Source organism: Edwardsiella ictaluri ATCC 33202, from assembly GCF_000264785.1.
GTDB lineage: Bacteria > Pseudomonadota > Gammaproteobacteria > Enterobacterales > Enterobacteriaceae > Edwardsiella > Edwardsiella ictaluri.
In genome coordinates, this window is the sequence record NZ_AFJI01000100.1 from 31,860 (window position 1) to 44,360 (window position 12,501).

13 protein-coding genes are annotated in these 12,501 nt (G+C 61.4%); 9 read left to right on the forward strand and 4 right to left on the reverse strand.

The genetic code is table 11. The features are described 5' to 3' along the window. Positions 1-27 precede the first annotated feature (27 nt). Genes nrfB through EIEH_RS14915 form a run of 6 tightly spaced genes read left to right on the forward strand, consistent with a single transcriptional unit; the run spans position 28 to position 4,909 of the window. Positions 28-615, forward strand: a complete 588-nt coding sequence (gene nrfB, locus EIEH_RS14890) for a cytochrome c nitrite reductase pentaheme subunit (protein WP_015872399.1) — start codon at positions 28-30, stop codon at positions 613-615. Continuing rightward, positions 612-1,283: a cytochrome c nitrite reductase Fe-S protein gene (gene nrfC, locus EIEH_RS14895; protein ID WP_015872398.1), complete on the forward strand. Its 672-nt coding sequence runs from the start codon at positions 612-614 to the stop codon at positions 1,281-1,283. Before nrfB ends, nrfC begins: the two co-directional genes overlap by 4 nt. Further along, positions 1,280-2,221, forward strand: coding sequence for an NrfD/PsrC family molybdoenzyme membrane anchor subunit (gene nrfD / locus EIEH_RS14900; RefSeq protein ID WP_015872397.1), 942 nt, complete (start codon positions 1,280-1,282; stop codon positions 2,219-2,221). Before nrfC ends, nrfD begins: the two co-directional genes overlap by 4 nt. A gap of 38 nt (positions 2,222-2,259) precedes the next feature. Then, complete coding sequence (locus EIEH_RS14905; protein WP_015872396.1) at positions 2,260-3,954, forward strand: heme lyase CcmF/NrfE family subunit; 1,695 nt, start codon at positions 2,260-2,262, stop codon at positions 3,952-3,954. After that, complete coding sequence (nrfF, locus tag EIEH_RS14910) at positions 3,951-4,334, forward strand: heme lyase NrfEFG subunit NrfF (RefSeq protein WP_015872395.1); 384 nt, start codon at positions 3,951-3,953, stop codon at positions 4,332-4,334. Before EIEH_RS14905 ends, nrfF begins: the two co-directional genes overlap by 4 nt. Beyond that, on the forward strand, positions 4,331-4,909 hold the full coding sequence (locus EIEH_RS14915; protein ID WP_015872394.1) for a TPR domain-containing protein: 579 nt from the start codon (positions 4,331-4,333) through the stop codon (positions 4,907-4,909). The genes nrfF and EIEH_RS14915 overlap by 4 nt, the downstream gene beginning before the upstream one ends. Before the next feature lie 12 nt (positions 4,910-4,921). Here EIEH_RS14915 and xseA read toward each other — a convergent pair whose 3' ends face one another. Beyond that, entirely contained in the window at positions 4,922-6,304 is a 1,383-nt protein-coding gene (xseA, locus tag EIEH_RS14920; protein WP_015872393.1) for an exodeoxyribonuclease VII large subunit, read from the reverse strand. 171 nt (positions 6,305-6,475) lie between these two features. On the opposite strand from xseA, the gene guaB reads away from it, so the two are divergent. The 3 genes from guaB to EIEH_RS14935 all read left to right on the forward strand — a co-directional run bounded on the left by guaB (position 6,476) and on the right by EIEH_RS14935 (position 11,032). Then, positions 6,476-7,942: an IMP dehydrogenase gene (guaB, locus tag EIEH_RS14925; RefSeq protein WP_015872392.1), complete on the forward strand. Its 1,467-nt coding sequence runs from the start codon at positions 6,476-6,478 to the stop codon at positions 7,940-7,942. Between the two features lie 84 nt (positions 7,943-8,026). Next, entirely contained in the window at positions 8,027-9,604 is a 1,578-nt protein-coding gene (gene guaA, locus EIEH_RS14930; RefSeq protein WP_015872391.1) for a glutamine-hydrolyzing GMP synthase, read from the forward strand. A gap of 225 nt (positions 9,605-9,829) precedes the next feature. Next, entirely contained in the window at positions 9,830-11,032 is a 1,203-nt protein-coding gene (locus tag EIEH_RS14935) for a tyrosine-type recombinase/integrase (RefSeq protein WP_015872389.1), read from the forward strand. A 3-nt stretch (positions 11,033-11,035) separates the two neighbouring features. On the opposite strand, the gene EIEH_RS14940 is transcribed toward EIEH_RS14935, so the two are convergent. Genes EIEH_RS14940 through EIEH_RS14950 form a run of 3 tightly spaced genes read right to left on the reverse strand, consistent with a single transcriptional unit; the run spans position 11,036 to position 12,496 of the window. Beyond that, entirely contained in the window at positions 11,036-11,290 is a 255-nt protein-coding gene (locus EIEH_RS14940; protein ID WP_015872388.1) for a helix-turn-helix transcriptional regulator, read from the reverse strand. Between the two features lie 35 nt (positions 11,291-11,325). Next, positions 11,326-12,132, reverse strand: a complete 807-nt coding sequence (locus EIEH_RS14945) for a DNA adenine methylase (RefSeq protein ID WP_015872387.1) — start codon at positions 12,130-12,132, stop codon at positions 11,326-11,328. Next, positions 12,125-12,496, reverse strand: a complete 372-nt coding sequence (locus EIEH_RS14950; protein WP_015872386.1) for a DUF7673 family protein — start codon at positions 12,494-12,496, stop codon at positions 12,125-12,127. The genes EIEH_RS14945 and EIEH_RS14950 overlap by 8 nt, the downstream gene beginning before the upstream one ends. Positions 12,497-12,501: the final 5 nt, after the last annotated feature.

Genomic DNA, 12,501 nt, shown 5'->3' on the forward strand with positions numbered 1-12,501 from the left:
CTGCGGGGCACTGCAGATGGAGTCATCATGAACCTACTGCGTTCGTTATTTACCGCCGGGGCGCTGGTCAGTGGGCTGCTGCTTTCCACTCCGTCACTCTCCACCCCGCCGACGGCGGGAGAGGGGGCGACGCCAGCGCAGGCAGAGGTCGTTTTACAGCGCGATCCCAACCAGGGGTGCCTGGACTGCCATAAAACACCGCAGGATCGCCTGCACGGGCGTCATAGCCAGGAGAAAAATCCCAATACCGGCTCGGCGATCGCCTGCAGCAACTGTCATGGCAACGTCTCCCTTGAGCGTCACCGCGACGGTGCGCCGGACGTGATGCGCTTTAACCGTGACGGGCATAGCGCTGCACAGCAAAACAGCGTGTGTATGTCCTGCCATCTACCAGAGAAGCTGCAAAAGGCGTTCTGGCCGCACGATGTACATCTTGCCGCGGTAAGTTGTGCCGCCTGTCACAGCCTGCATCCGCAGTCGGATCCGGTCATCCGGCTGAACGAGCGCGAGCGCGTCGTGCTGTGCGTAGACTGTCACCGCCAGCAGCAGGATAACCCGGCGTTCGATCCGGCAGCGGTGACGCTGAAAATGCCGGGTAAGGAGCTGCGGCCATGAGTTGCTCCCGTCGACGTTTCATCGCCGGGCTGGGCGTCATGGCGCTCTCCGGCGGCGCCTTGCCACGGGTGGTGGCCTCCGCCGTGACGTCGCAGGGCGTCCGGCTGGGCATGGTATATGATGAAAACCGCTGCATCGGCTGCACCGCCTGTATGGAGGCCTGCCGCGAGGTTAATCGGGTGCCCGCTGGCGTATCACGTCTGGAGATCATCCGCAGCGAACCCATCGGCCAGTTTCCGGCGGTAAAATATCGCTTTTTCCGCCACTCCTGCCAGCACTGTGACGATGCGCCCTGCGTTAACGCCTGCCCGACCGGCGCATCGTTTCGCGACGCCGCCAGCGGCATTGTCGACGTCGACCCCGATCTGTGCGTCGGCTGTCAGTACTGCATCGCCGCCTGTCCTTACCGGGTGCGTTTTATCCACCCGGTCAGCAGGACGGCGGATAAGTGCGATTTCTGTCGTAAAACCAACCTGAAGGCGGGTAAGGAGCCCGCCTGTGTGCTGGCCTGTCCGACCCGGGCGCTCACCTTTGGCGATCTCGACGATCCCGCCAGCGCGGTGAGCCGTCTGCTGCGCGAACAGCCGAGCTACCGCTACAAGCTGGCGCTGGGCACCCGCCCGAAACTGTATCGTATTCCGTTCCGCTACGGGGAGGTGAATTCATGACATCGCCGTTTCATTTTCCGTCGCTGGTCTGGGATTGGCCGATCGCCATCGATCTGTTTCTGGTCAGCGTCTCAGCCGGTCTGGTTGCACTGGCGGTCATGGCGCGCGGCTGGCGCGGAGAGCGCGCGGAGGCCAGCGCGGTGATGCGCGCCACGCTGTGGCTGGCGCCGCTGACGGTCATGCTGGGGCTGCTGATGCTGGCGCTGCATCTGGCGCGGCCGTGGATGTTCTGGAAGGTTAGCCTGCACTATAACCTGAGTTCGGTGCTCTCCGTGCGGGTACTGCTGTTCCAGATCTACCTGCCGCTGCTGCTGCTGTGGCTGGCGCTGTGGTTTACGCCATCGCTGACCGGGCTGCTGGAGCGGAGGTGGCCGGGCGCCCTGCGTCTGGCTGCGCTGCTGACGCGCCTGCAGGGGCTGCGGCATCCGCTGTCCATCATCCTGCTGATCCTGGCGCTGTTGCTTGGCATCTATAACGGCCTGCTGCTCTCGGCGCTGAAGTCTTACCCGATGCTGAACTCGCCCCTGCTGCCCGCGCTGTTCCTGTGCGCCGCGCTGAGTTGTGGCGTGGCGGTAGCCCTATTGGCCTCGCTGTGGCTGCACGGTGACGACGTGGCGATGGAGCAGGCGCGTCTGCGCCGTATCGAGGCTCCCCTGGGGGGCGTGTTGTTAGCGCTGCTGCTGCTATTTGTGCTGGGGCTGGCGCAGGGCGATGCGGCCAAGCAGCGGGCACTGGCCACGCTGCTGGACGGCGGTTTCTGGAGCTGGTGGCTGTGGCTGGGCGTGGTCGGCATTGGCATTATCCTACCCCTGATGCTGCGCCTGGTGACGCGGGGTAGCCTGCGCCTGCGCATCCTTCTGGGGAGCGGAATAACGCTATGCGGTCTGCTGCTGCTGCATCTGTTCATCCTGTACGCCGGGCAGCTGACGGTGGTCTGAGCTGGCGATGAGGCGAATCTACCCCCTAAGGAGCCGGTGTGCTGTGGTGGCCTGAACTGGGATTTATTGCCCTGCTGCTGGCGCTGTGCGTCAGCCTGCTGACGGCGCTGCTGAGCCTGGCGGGCGGCGGGCCGTGGGCGCAACGCCTGCCCGCGCTGTGTCCACGGCGCTGGTCGTTGGCTCAGCTGGCGCTGACGGCGGTGGGATTTGTGCTGCTGCTGCTGGCGCTGCTGGCGGATGATTTCTCCCTGCGCTATGTCGCCCAGCACAGCCATTCCGCGCTGGCGCGCGGGCTAAAGCTGGCCGCCGCCTGGGGCGGCCACGAGGGATCGCTGCTGTTGTGGCTGCTGTGTCTGGCGGGGTGGAGCGCCCTGTATGCCCTGTGCGCCCGCCGTCAGGCGGCGCAGGCGAACGCCTATACCTTGGGGCTAATGGCGCTGATCGTCGGCGCCTTTCTGCTGTTTATCGTCACCCTCGGCGATCCCTTCACCCGTCAGTTCCCCGCACCGCCGGAGGGGCGGGATCTTAACCCGATGCTGCAGCACCCCGGGCTGATCTTCCATCCGCCACTGCTGTACCTGGGCTATGGCGGGCTGGCCCTGTGCGCCGCCCGTCTGTTGGCTGGGCTGTTGGCGCGCCAGACGGCGCAGGCGATGGCCGATGACTGCTGGCGCTGGCTGCTGCCGGCTTGGGGGTGCCTGAGCACCGGGATCATCTTGGGGTCATGGTGGGCCTACAGCGAACTGGGCTGGGGCGGGTTCTGGTTTTGGGATCCGGTGGAAAACGCCTCGCTGTTGCCCTGGCTGAGCGCGACGGCGCTGCTGCACAGCCTGAGCGTCACCCGGCGCAGCGGCGCGCTGGCGCACTGGTCGCTGCTGCTGGCGCTGACATCGCTGATCTTTACCCTGATGGGCACGCTGATCGTGCGCTCCGGCGTTTTGCTGTCGGTGCATGCCTTCGCGCTGGACGAGGCGCGCGCGTTGGCGCTATTGCTGCTGTTCGGCGGTCTTTCCGTCGGTGCCCTGACGCTGTACGCCTTGTCTGCGGGACGGCTGACGCCGGTGACGACGCCGGCCTCCCTGCCGCTGCAGGGGATCCTGTGGCTGTTCAGCGCCGCGGCACTGATCGTGCTGATCGGCACGCTGTATCCCATGCTGTACGGCCTGCTGGGCTGGGGGCGGATTTCGGTGGGCGCGCCTTACTTTAACGGCGTACTGCTGCCATTCGCGCTGCTGGCGCTGGCGCTGATGCTGTATGGCGGGCTGCGGCGCAGGGTGGGGGCGGGTGGATGCCTGGCCCACTTGGGGGCGCTGCTGTGTGCGCTGGGGATCGGGCTGCACGCCGCCGGGCAGCAGGAGCGCAGCGTGGCACTGGCGCCCGGGCAGTCGACGCAGCTGGGGGAGTACCGTTTTACCCTGCGGGAGGTAACGCAGTTTGCGCGCGGTAACTATACCGCCGAGCGCGGGGAGATTTGGGTGCAGCGGGGGGGGGATACAGTGGCGCGCCTGTATCCGGAGCGACGCCACTATCTGGCCCGCAACCAGCAGATGTTTGAGCCGGGCATCAGCTGGAGCTGGCGCGATGAATGGTACGCCCTGATGGCGGAAAAGCAGGGCGATCGTTATGCCCTGCGCCTGTACCTGCGCCAGGGGGTACGCTGGATTTGGTGCGGCGGCGGTCTGATGATCGCCGGGGCGCTGCTGTGTCTGCGGAGGCGACGGAGGGAGCCATGAGAATCATTAGCGGGGGACTCTGGGCGCTGCTGCTGCTGTGCGGGGCCGCGCGGGCGCAGGTGGTGGATGCGTGGGCGTTTCCTTCGCCCCAGGCGCGAGATCAAGGGCTGGCTATCGCCGCCCAGCTACGCTGTCCCCAGTGCCAGAATCAGAACCTGCTTGAGTCCAATGCGCCGGTGGCCGTGGCGATGCGTCATGAGGTGTTTCGCCGGGTGGCGCAGGGGCAGGATGAGGCGCAGATCGTCGATTTCATGGCGGCGCGCTACGGAGAGTTTGTGCGCTATCGACCCGCCGTCAATCGCCATACGGTGCTGCTGTGGGGACTGCCGCCGCTGCTGCTGTTGATGATCGTCGTTGGGCTGTGGCGGAGGCGACGGTGAGCCTCTGGCGCGCGCTGCTGCTGCCGGTGCTGGCGCTGAGCCTGGCGCTGGCGGGCTATGGCCTGAGCGGACGGGCGGCGTCGGTGCTGCAGGCGCAGCGTCTGCGCGATGATCCGCAGCGACAGTTTACCCCCCAGCAGCAGGCGGATCGTATGCTGGCGCAGCGCTGGGAGGCGGTGCGGGCGGCGCCCGACAGCGGTGAGGCCTGGGCGGCGCTGGGGCAGCACTATCTGTGGCTGGGACAGAGCCGCGACGCTCTGCGCGCCTACGATCGGGCCATCGAGCTGCGCGCCGATAGCGCTGAGCTGTGGGCGGCGCGGGCCGCGGCGGGCTACTACGATGCCGGGCAGCAGATGACGGCGCAGGTGCAGGAGGATATCAGAAGGGCGCTGCGTCTCGATCCCGGGGAGGTTTCCGCGCTGATGCTGTTGGCGGCGGATGCCTTTATGCTGGCGGACTACCCGCGGGCGATCGGGCTATGGCAGCGCCTGCTGGACGGCGGATCTGCGCGGATTAACCGGCGTCAGCTGATCGAGGCTATCGCCACCGCCCGAATGATGCAGCGACAGGGATAGTCACAACGGGGGCTACGCGCTGCCCTTTGTCCCGCGGGGGCGGCGGGCAGTCAGTGGCCGGGTCGCGGTGACCTGACTTTCGACCCAGCCGTCCTCCAGGCGGGTGCGCAGGGTATCTCCCGGAGCGACCTGCTCGCGGTGGCGCAGTAGCTGACCGTCATCGCGCTGGGTCACGCTGAAGCCGCGCGCCAGCGTCGCCAGCGGGCTCATGCCCTCCAGGCGAGAGCACAGGGCGCCAAAGCGCTCCCGCCGGGCGGCCACGCTGCGCTGTAGCTGACTTTCCAAACGGTGGCTGAGCTGCTGCAGGTGGTACTGCTGCTGGCGCAGGGCATGCGCCGGAGAGCGCTGCTGTAGGCGTTCTCCACCCAGGCGCCAGCGTCGCTCCGCCAGGCGTAGCTGGGTATCGATGGCCTCCTCCAGGCGGCGGTGCAGGCTAAGCAGTCGCGCCTGCTGGCGCGCCAGACGCAGCTGGGGGTGCTGTTGCTCCAGGCGGTGACGCAGCTGCTGTAGGCGCTGACGGCGGCGCGCGAGGGTATAATCCAGCGCCATATCCAGCCGCTGACGCTGGCTCAGCAGACGGCGCAGCAGTTCGTCCCGGTTACGGCTGACCACTTCGGCCGCCGCCGAGGGGGTCGGCGCGCGCAGATCGGCGACAAAGTCGGCGATGCTGACGTCGGTCTCATGGCCGACGGCGCTGACGATGGGAATATGGCTGGCGAAGATCGCCCGCGCGACCCGTTCATCGTTGAAGCTCCACAGATCTTCCAGGGAACCGCCGCCGCGCCCGACGATCAGCACGTCGCACTCCGCGCGCAGGTTGGCCAGTGCAATTGCGCGCACCAGCTGCCCGGGCGCCTCGCCACCTTGCACCGCGCTGGGGTAGATCACCACCGGCAGGGCCGGATCGCGTCGGCGCAGCACGTGTAGCACGTCGTGCAGCGCTGCACCGCTGGTGGAGGTGATCACCCCGACGCAGCGTGCCGGTGACGGCAGCGGCTGTTTGTGGCCGACGTCAAATAGCCCTTCGGCCTGCAGACGCTGTTTGAGCGCCTCGAACTGCTGCTGCAGCAGGCCGTCGCCCGCAGGCTGCATACTTTCGGCGATCAGCTGATAGTCGCCGCGCGATTCATACAGCGTGATACTGGCGCGAACCAGGACCTGCTGGCCATTCTGCGGACGAAAGGTCACGCGGCGGTTGCTGTTGCGAAACATGGCGCAACGCACCTGTGCCTTGTCATCCTTGAGGGTGAAATACCAGTGGCCGGAGGCGGGCTGGGAAAGATTGGAGATTTCGGCCGACAGCCAAATCTGCCCCATCTCCAGCTCCAACAGCTGGCGCACGGTCTGATTTAACCGGCTGACGGTAAAGATGGTGGGGGTAACAGGCTGCGTCATGTGACCTGGATCAAACTTAAAATCATACTGTTAATTAGTCGATACTACATGCATGGCTATGCATCGCAAGATATTTCTGAAAAAAATGCTGGAGGCAACCGATTTCGGCCTGTATAATGCCGCGGCAATATTAAATCTGGTTTGACCTTCCTCTCTGGTGAGATATTGCCCATGCTACGTATTGTTAAAGAAGCCCTAACGTTTGATGATGTTCTCTTGGTTCCCGCCCATTCTACCGTTCTGCCGAACACCGCCGAACTTGGCACTCAGCTGACTGCCACTATTCACCTGAACATTCCTATGCTGTCCGCCGCCATGGACACCGTCACCGAAGCGCGTCTGGCGATTGCGCTGGCGCAGGAAGGGGGCATTGGCTTTATCCATAAAAACATGCCCATCGAGCGCCAGGCCGAAGAAGTCCGCCGGGTGAAGAAGCACGAGTCCGGCGTGGTGACCGACCCGCAGACCGTGACGCCGGGCACTACCTTGCGCGAAGTGAAGGCCCTGACCGAGCGTAACGGCTTCGCCGGTTACCCGGTGGTGACGGAAGATAACCAGCTGGTGGGGATCATCACCGGCCGCGACGTACGCTTCGTGACTGACCTGGAGCAGCCGGTAACCGCGGTGATGACGCCGAAGGCGCGCCTGGTGACGGTGAAAGAGGGCGAAGCCCGCGACGTGGTGCTGCAGCGCATGCACGAAAAGCGCGTTGAGAAGGCCTTGGTGGTGGACGATAGCTTCCACCTGCGCGGCATGATCACCGTGAAAGATTTCCAGAAGGCCGAGCGCAAGCCGAACGCCTGTAAGGATGAGCATGGCCGCCTGCGTGTCGGCGCCGCCGTCGGCGCCGGTGCCGGTAACGAAGAGCGCATCGCCGCGCTGGTCGAGGCCGGCGTCGATGTGCTGCTGATCGACTCCTCTCACGGCCACTCCGAAGGTGTGCTGCAGCGCATTCGCGAAACCCGCGCTAAATTCCCGCAGCTGCAGATCATCGGCGGCAACGTTGCGACGGCCGCCGGCGCCAAGGCGCTGGCTGACGCGGGGGTGAACGCCGTCAAAGTGGGTATCGGCCCGGGCTCTATCTGTACCACCCGTATCGTGACCGGCGTCGGTGTACCGCAGATCACTGCCGTCTCTGACGCCGTCGCCGCCCTGGAGGGGACCGGCATTCCGGTGATCGCCGATGGCGGTATCCGTTTCTCCGGCGACATCGCCAAGGCGCTGGCCGCCGGCGCCGCCTGCGTCATGGTCGGCTCCATGCTGGCCGGGACCGAAGAGTCCCCGGGAGAGATCGAGCTGTATCAGGGGCGTTCCTTCAAGTCCTACCGTGGCATGGGCTCGCTGGGCGCGATGTCTAAGGGCTCCTCCGACCGTTACTTCCAGAGCGATAACGCCGCCGATAAACTGGTGCCGGAAGGCATCGAAGGGCGCGTGGCCTATAAGGGCCGTCTGAAAGAGATCGTACACCAGCAGATGGGCGGCCTGCGCTCCTGCATGGGGCTGACCGGCTGTGCCACCATCGATGAGCTGCGCACCAAGGCGCAGTTCGTGCGCATCACCGGCTCCGGTATTCAGGAGAGCCACGTGCACGACGTGACCATTACCAAAGAGTCACCGAATTACCGTCTGGGTTCCTAACCCGACGAGCCGGGCCCGGTGCAGCGCCGGGCCCGCTGAGTTTGTACCGTTTTGCCCGATCAATTTGCCAATACAGAGCCCCTAATGACGCAAAATATTCATCAAGATCGTATCCTGATCCTGGATTTCGGTTCACAGTACACCCAGTTATTGGCCCGTCGCGTGCGTGAAATCGGCGTTTACTGCGAGCTGTGGGCATGGGATGTCAGCGAAGCGCAGATCCGCGACTTCAATCCCAGTGGCATCATTCTGTCCGGCGGTCCGGAGAGCACCACCGAAGCCGGCAGCCCCCGTGCGCCGGAGTATGTGTTCCAGGCGGGCGTCCCGGTACTGGGCGTCTGCTACGGCATGCAGACCATGGCCATGCAGCTGGGCGGCCGCGTGGAGAGCTCCACCGAGCGCGAGTTTGGCTATGCCAAGGTAGAGGTCACGGCGCCGGGCCGTCTGTTCGACGGCATTCAGGACGCCCTTAGCGCCGACGGTAACGCCGTGCTGGACGTGTGGATGAGCCACGGTGACAAAGTGACGGCGATCCCGTCTGACTTCACCACCGTCGCCAGCACCGAAACCTGCCCGTATGCCATTATGGCCAACGAAGCAAAACGCTTCTACGGCGTGCAGTTCCACCCGGAGGTTACCCATACCCATCAGGGTCAGCATATGCTGCAGCGCTTTGTGCTGGAGATCTGTGGCTGCGCTGCGCTGTGGACCCCGGCCACCATCATCGAAGACGCCGTCGTCCGCATGCGTGAGCAGATCGGCGACGACGAGGTGATCCTCGGCCTGTCCGGCGGCGTGGACTCTTCTGTCACCGCGCTGCTGCTGCACCGCGCCATCGGCAAGCGCCTGACCTGCGTCTTTGTGGACAACGGCCTGCTGCGCCTGAACGAAGCCGAGCAGGTGATGGATATGTTTGGCGATCGGTTCGGTCTGAACATCATTCACGTCAACGCCGAAGCGCGCTTCCTCTCGGCGCTGTCCGGCATCGCCGACCCGGAAGCCAAGCGCAAGACCATCGGGCGGGTCTTCGTCGAGGTATTCGATGAAGAGGCGGCCAAGCTGCCCCAGGTCAAGTGGCTGGCGCAGGGCACCATCTACCCGGACGTGATCGAGTCCGCCGCCTCTGCCACCGGCAAGGCGCATGTGATCAAGTCGCACCACAACGTGGGCGGCCTGCCGGAGGAGATGAAGCTGGGTCTGGTCGAGCCGCTGAAGGAGCTGTTTAAGGATGAAGTGCGCAAGATCGGTCTGGAGCTGGGGCTGCCGTACGACATGCTGTACCGCCACCCGTTCCCGGGGCCGGGTCTGGGCGTGCGCGTGCTGGGTGAAGTGAAGAAAGAGTACTGCGACCTGCTGCGCCGCGCCGATGCCATCTTCATCGAAGAGCTGCACAAGGCCGACCTGTATAACAAGGTGAGCCAGGCGTTTACCGTCTTCCTGCCGGTGCGCTCCGTCGGCGTTATGGGCGATGGCCGTAAGTATGACTGGGTGGTCTCCCTGCGTGCGGTGGAAACCATCGACTTCATGACCGCGCACTGGGCACACCTGCCCTATGACTTCCTGGGCCGTGTTTCCAACCGCATCATCAACGAGGTCAACGGCATCTCCCGCGTGGTGTACGATATCTCCGGCAAGCCGCCGGCCACCATCGAGTGGGAATGATCCGTTAACGTTTTTCTGCCGTTAACTGCCGTGAAAAACAACACTAACCGCCTTGATTAACAGGTGGTTTTTTTGTTTTTTACCCTTGGTATCCATCAACGGCTATCGGTTATTTTTGACGGTAAAATTGACGGTATAATAATTTTCAGCTCAGTATCACACTCCATTTTACCGTCAGGTTTTAGTCTGTGGTGACGGTAAATTTTTACTATGGAGGATGCAGGGATGCTGACAGATAGCAAACTGAAAAACCTCAAGGCGCAGGACAAACTGTACAAGATTTCAGACCGCGATGGGTTGTATATCACTATATCTCCCAAAGGGTTAGTGACGTTTCGCTACGATTACCGGATTCATGGTCGGCGTGAGACTCTGACGATTGGTCGCTATGGTGCTGACGGTATTTCTCTGGCCCAGGCGCGTGAAAAGTTGATGGAGGCAAAAAAGCAGGTAAACGCAGGTATGTCACCGTCTGCAGAGAAGCGTGACGGTAAAATGAAGCGTAAAAGTGAGAGGACGTTTTACGATTTTACCGTCAGCTATATGAAACATACCCGACTGGCCGACAGCACCAGAGCGATGAAGCAAAGTATTATTGACCGGGATATCACGCCTGTATGGGGACGAAAGCTACTGTCAGAGATAACGGCTCCAGCCTTACGCGAGTATTGTGACAGGGTAAAACGTCGGGGTGCGCCAGCGACAGCGATCCAGGTCCGTAATATTGTTAGTGCGGTGTTTAAGTTTGCAGCTCTGCATGGTGATTACTATCTCAACCCGGCTGAAGACGTTCTGCCAGCCTCTATTGCCACGTTTGAACCCCGTGACAGGGCGCTTAAGCCAGAAGAGATAGGCTGTTTTTTCAATCAGCTTGAACGGACGGGAACATTACCCACTATAAAGCTGGCCATTAAACTGGTTTTGTTAACGATGGTGCGTAAGAGTGAATTGCTTAATGCATCATGGAGTGAAATCGATTTCAGTACAGGTGTATGGACCATTGAAAGTAACCGGATGAAAGGTGACAGAGATCATAATGTTTATCTATCCCGGCAGGCTCAGGATATTCTGGTAGCCTTGAAAATGTGTGCTGGTAGTTCTGAATGGGTGCTGCCATCATGCAATCAGTCCTCTCATAAAACCATGTCGGCAGCAACCCTGAACAGAGTGATTAACCTTACGGTTAAGCAGGCGCAGGAGCGGGGGATCAAATTAGCGTCATTTTCTGTCCATGATATGCGTCGAACGGCATCTACGTTATTACACGAGGCGGGATTTAACTCCGACTGGATAGAAAAATGTCTGGCGCATGAAGAAAGAAGCATTCGCGCCGTTTATAACAAAGCGGAATACGCAGAGCAGCGGCGTGACATGTTGCAGCAGTGGGCGGATATGGTTGATGGGTGGATCACTAAATACCGCCCGTGAGTGCTATTCCTGGATTTTTGCGCCAGAGCGTTTTGGGGCCTTGGTCAGGTTCTGTCGCGCGGCGTCCTGAGCAGGAGAATGGTTGTTTTTTTGCTGTGTTTTTAGCCAGTTTTCAACTTCCTCTTTGTCCCATGCGACGGCGCGTTTTGTCAGGGCAAAGCGTTTAGGAAAAAGCCCTTTTTGTTCCAGCGCATAAATAGTGCTTTCGGAGAGTGGCACCATCTGTAAAAGTACGTTTTTTCTGATTGCAGCTTTCATCGTTTATCCCTCAACTTGTTAGAAATAAAAAATGTTTACGGAGTGCTGATGGATGGACTCAACCAGACACACTCTGTTCTTAGCACTGACCCTTTTTTTCCCGCTGCGGCAGACTGCTTTGTCTCTTTACGCCATCCGGCCAGTAAATCGTTGTACAGCTCGCTGTCGTAGCCGCAGATCACCACATGACCTTTCAGATGCATAACGGTCTCCAGCAGCTTCTGGTGATCGGCATCGTCCATTTCATAGCGGTAGTATTTATTGGTCAGATTACGGGTGCTGTGGACATAAGGCGGATCGACGAAATGCAGTGTGTCAACGGCATCATGATCCAGCATGCACTGGATGGCATCCTGATTTTCCACCAGAACGCCTTCAAAGCGCTGGCCAACGGCTGCCAGATTGTCGGGCATACGGCTCCAGATATGCTGGGCTGTTCCACTGGTGCGTTTGGTGTCTAACCGAAAGCCGGTGGTGCCTTTGGTTGCTCCAGCAGAGCCGAAGCCCATTGTGGCGCGAATGACTAAGCGTCTTGCCTGTTCAACGGCATTTTTTCCGTAACGATATGCAGAAATAAACTCGGTACGGGAATAGGGGGTTAGGTTGCACGCTTCAACCAGCCGTTTGCGCAGTTGCGGTATACGCAGGACGGCGAACAGATTCACCACGTCGCCGTCCAGATCGTTGTAAACCTCTGCGTAGCTGCGCGGTTTTCTGAGAAGTACGCTGGCTGCTCCGCCGAAGGGTTCTACATAGCATTTATGGGCAGGAAAGTGGCTTATGATCCACGGAGCCAGCCGCCACTTACCGCTGTGGTAGCGGATTGCCGGGTGCTTAATCATCCAGTTTCTCTCCACGCCGTTCTGCGTTCAGATGTTGCCACTGCGCCGCAATTCGCTTCATTACCGCATTACCCTCCGGGATAACCTCCTGCGGTTCCTTCATTAGCATCACCCGGCCCCGGATAACGATCAGCGCTTGTTCCAGCAGGTCGTAGTCCAGATAACACAGGTCGGGAATATCCAGTTGCCATACGTAGCCGTTCCATGCAGAAAGCAGTACCTGCGCGGCGGCGCGTCCGCCACTGGTTTTCGTCAGGGCAATATCGACTAAGGCATTAACGGCATGTTGATACTCTTCAGGTGTTACGCGGAGCCTCTGCCGTTGGTTTTCTGATTGGGCTAGTACCTCTAAAAACTCATTCATCGTTC

Bases quoted from the DNA above. Each gene is read 5' to 3' on its own strand.
- nrfB (WP_015872399.1), top strand. From the start codon at position 28: ATGAACCTACTGCGTTCGTTATTTACCGCCGGGGCGCTGGTCAGTGGG.
- nrfC (WP_015872398.1), top strand. From the start codon at position 612: ATGAGTTGCTCCCGTCGACGTTTCATCGCCGGGCTGGGCGTCATGGCG.
- nrfD (WP_015872397.1), top strand. From the start codon at position 1,280: ATGACATCGCCGTTTCATTTTCCGTCGCTGGTCTGGGATTGGCCGATC.
- nrfF (WP_015872395.1), top strand. From the start codon at position 3,951: ATGAGAATCATTAGCGGGGGACTCTGGGCGCTGCTGCTGCTGTGCGGG.
- xseA (WP_015872393.1), bottom strand. From the start codon at position 6,304: ATGACGCAGCCTGTTACCCCCACCATCTTTACCGTCAGCCGGTTAAAT.
- guaB (WP_015872392.1), top strand. From the start codon at position 6,476: ATGCTACGTATTGTTAAAGAAGCCCTAACGTTTGATGATGTTCTCTTG.
- guaA (WP_015872391.1), top strand. From the start codon at position 8,027: ATGACGCAAAATATTCATCAAGATCGTATCCTGATCCTGGATTTCGGT.
- EIEH_RS14935 (WP_015872389.1), top strand. From the start codon at position 9,830: ATGCTGACAGATAGCAAACTGAAAAACCTCAAGGCGCAGGACAAACTG.
- EIEH_RS14940 (WP_015872388.1), bottom strand. From the start codon at position 11,290: ATGAAAGCTGCAATCAGAAAAAACGTACTTTTACAGATGGTGCCACTC.
- EIEH_RS14945 (WP_015872387.1), bottom strand. From the start codon at position 12,132: ATGATTAAGCACCCGGCAATCCGCTACCACAGCGGTAAGTGGCGGCTG.
- EIEH_RS14950 (WP_015872386.1), bottom strand. From the start codon at position 12,496: ATGAATGAGTTTTTAGAGGTACTAGCCCAATCAGAAAACCAACGGCAG.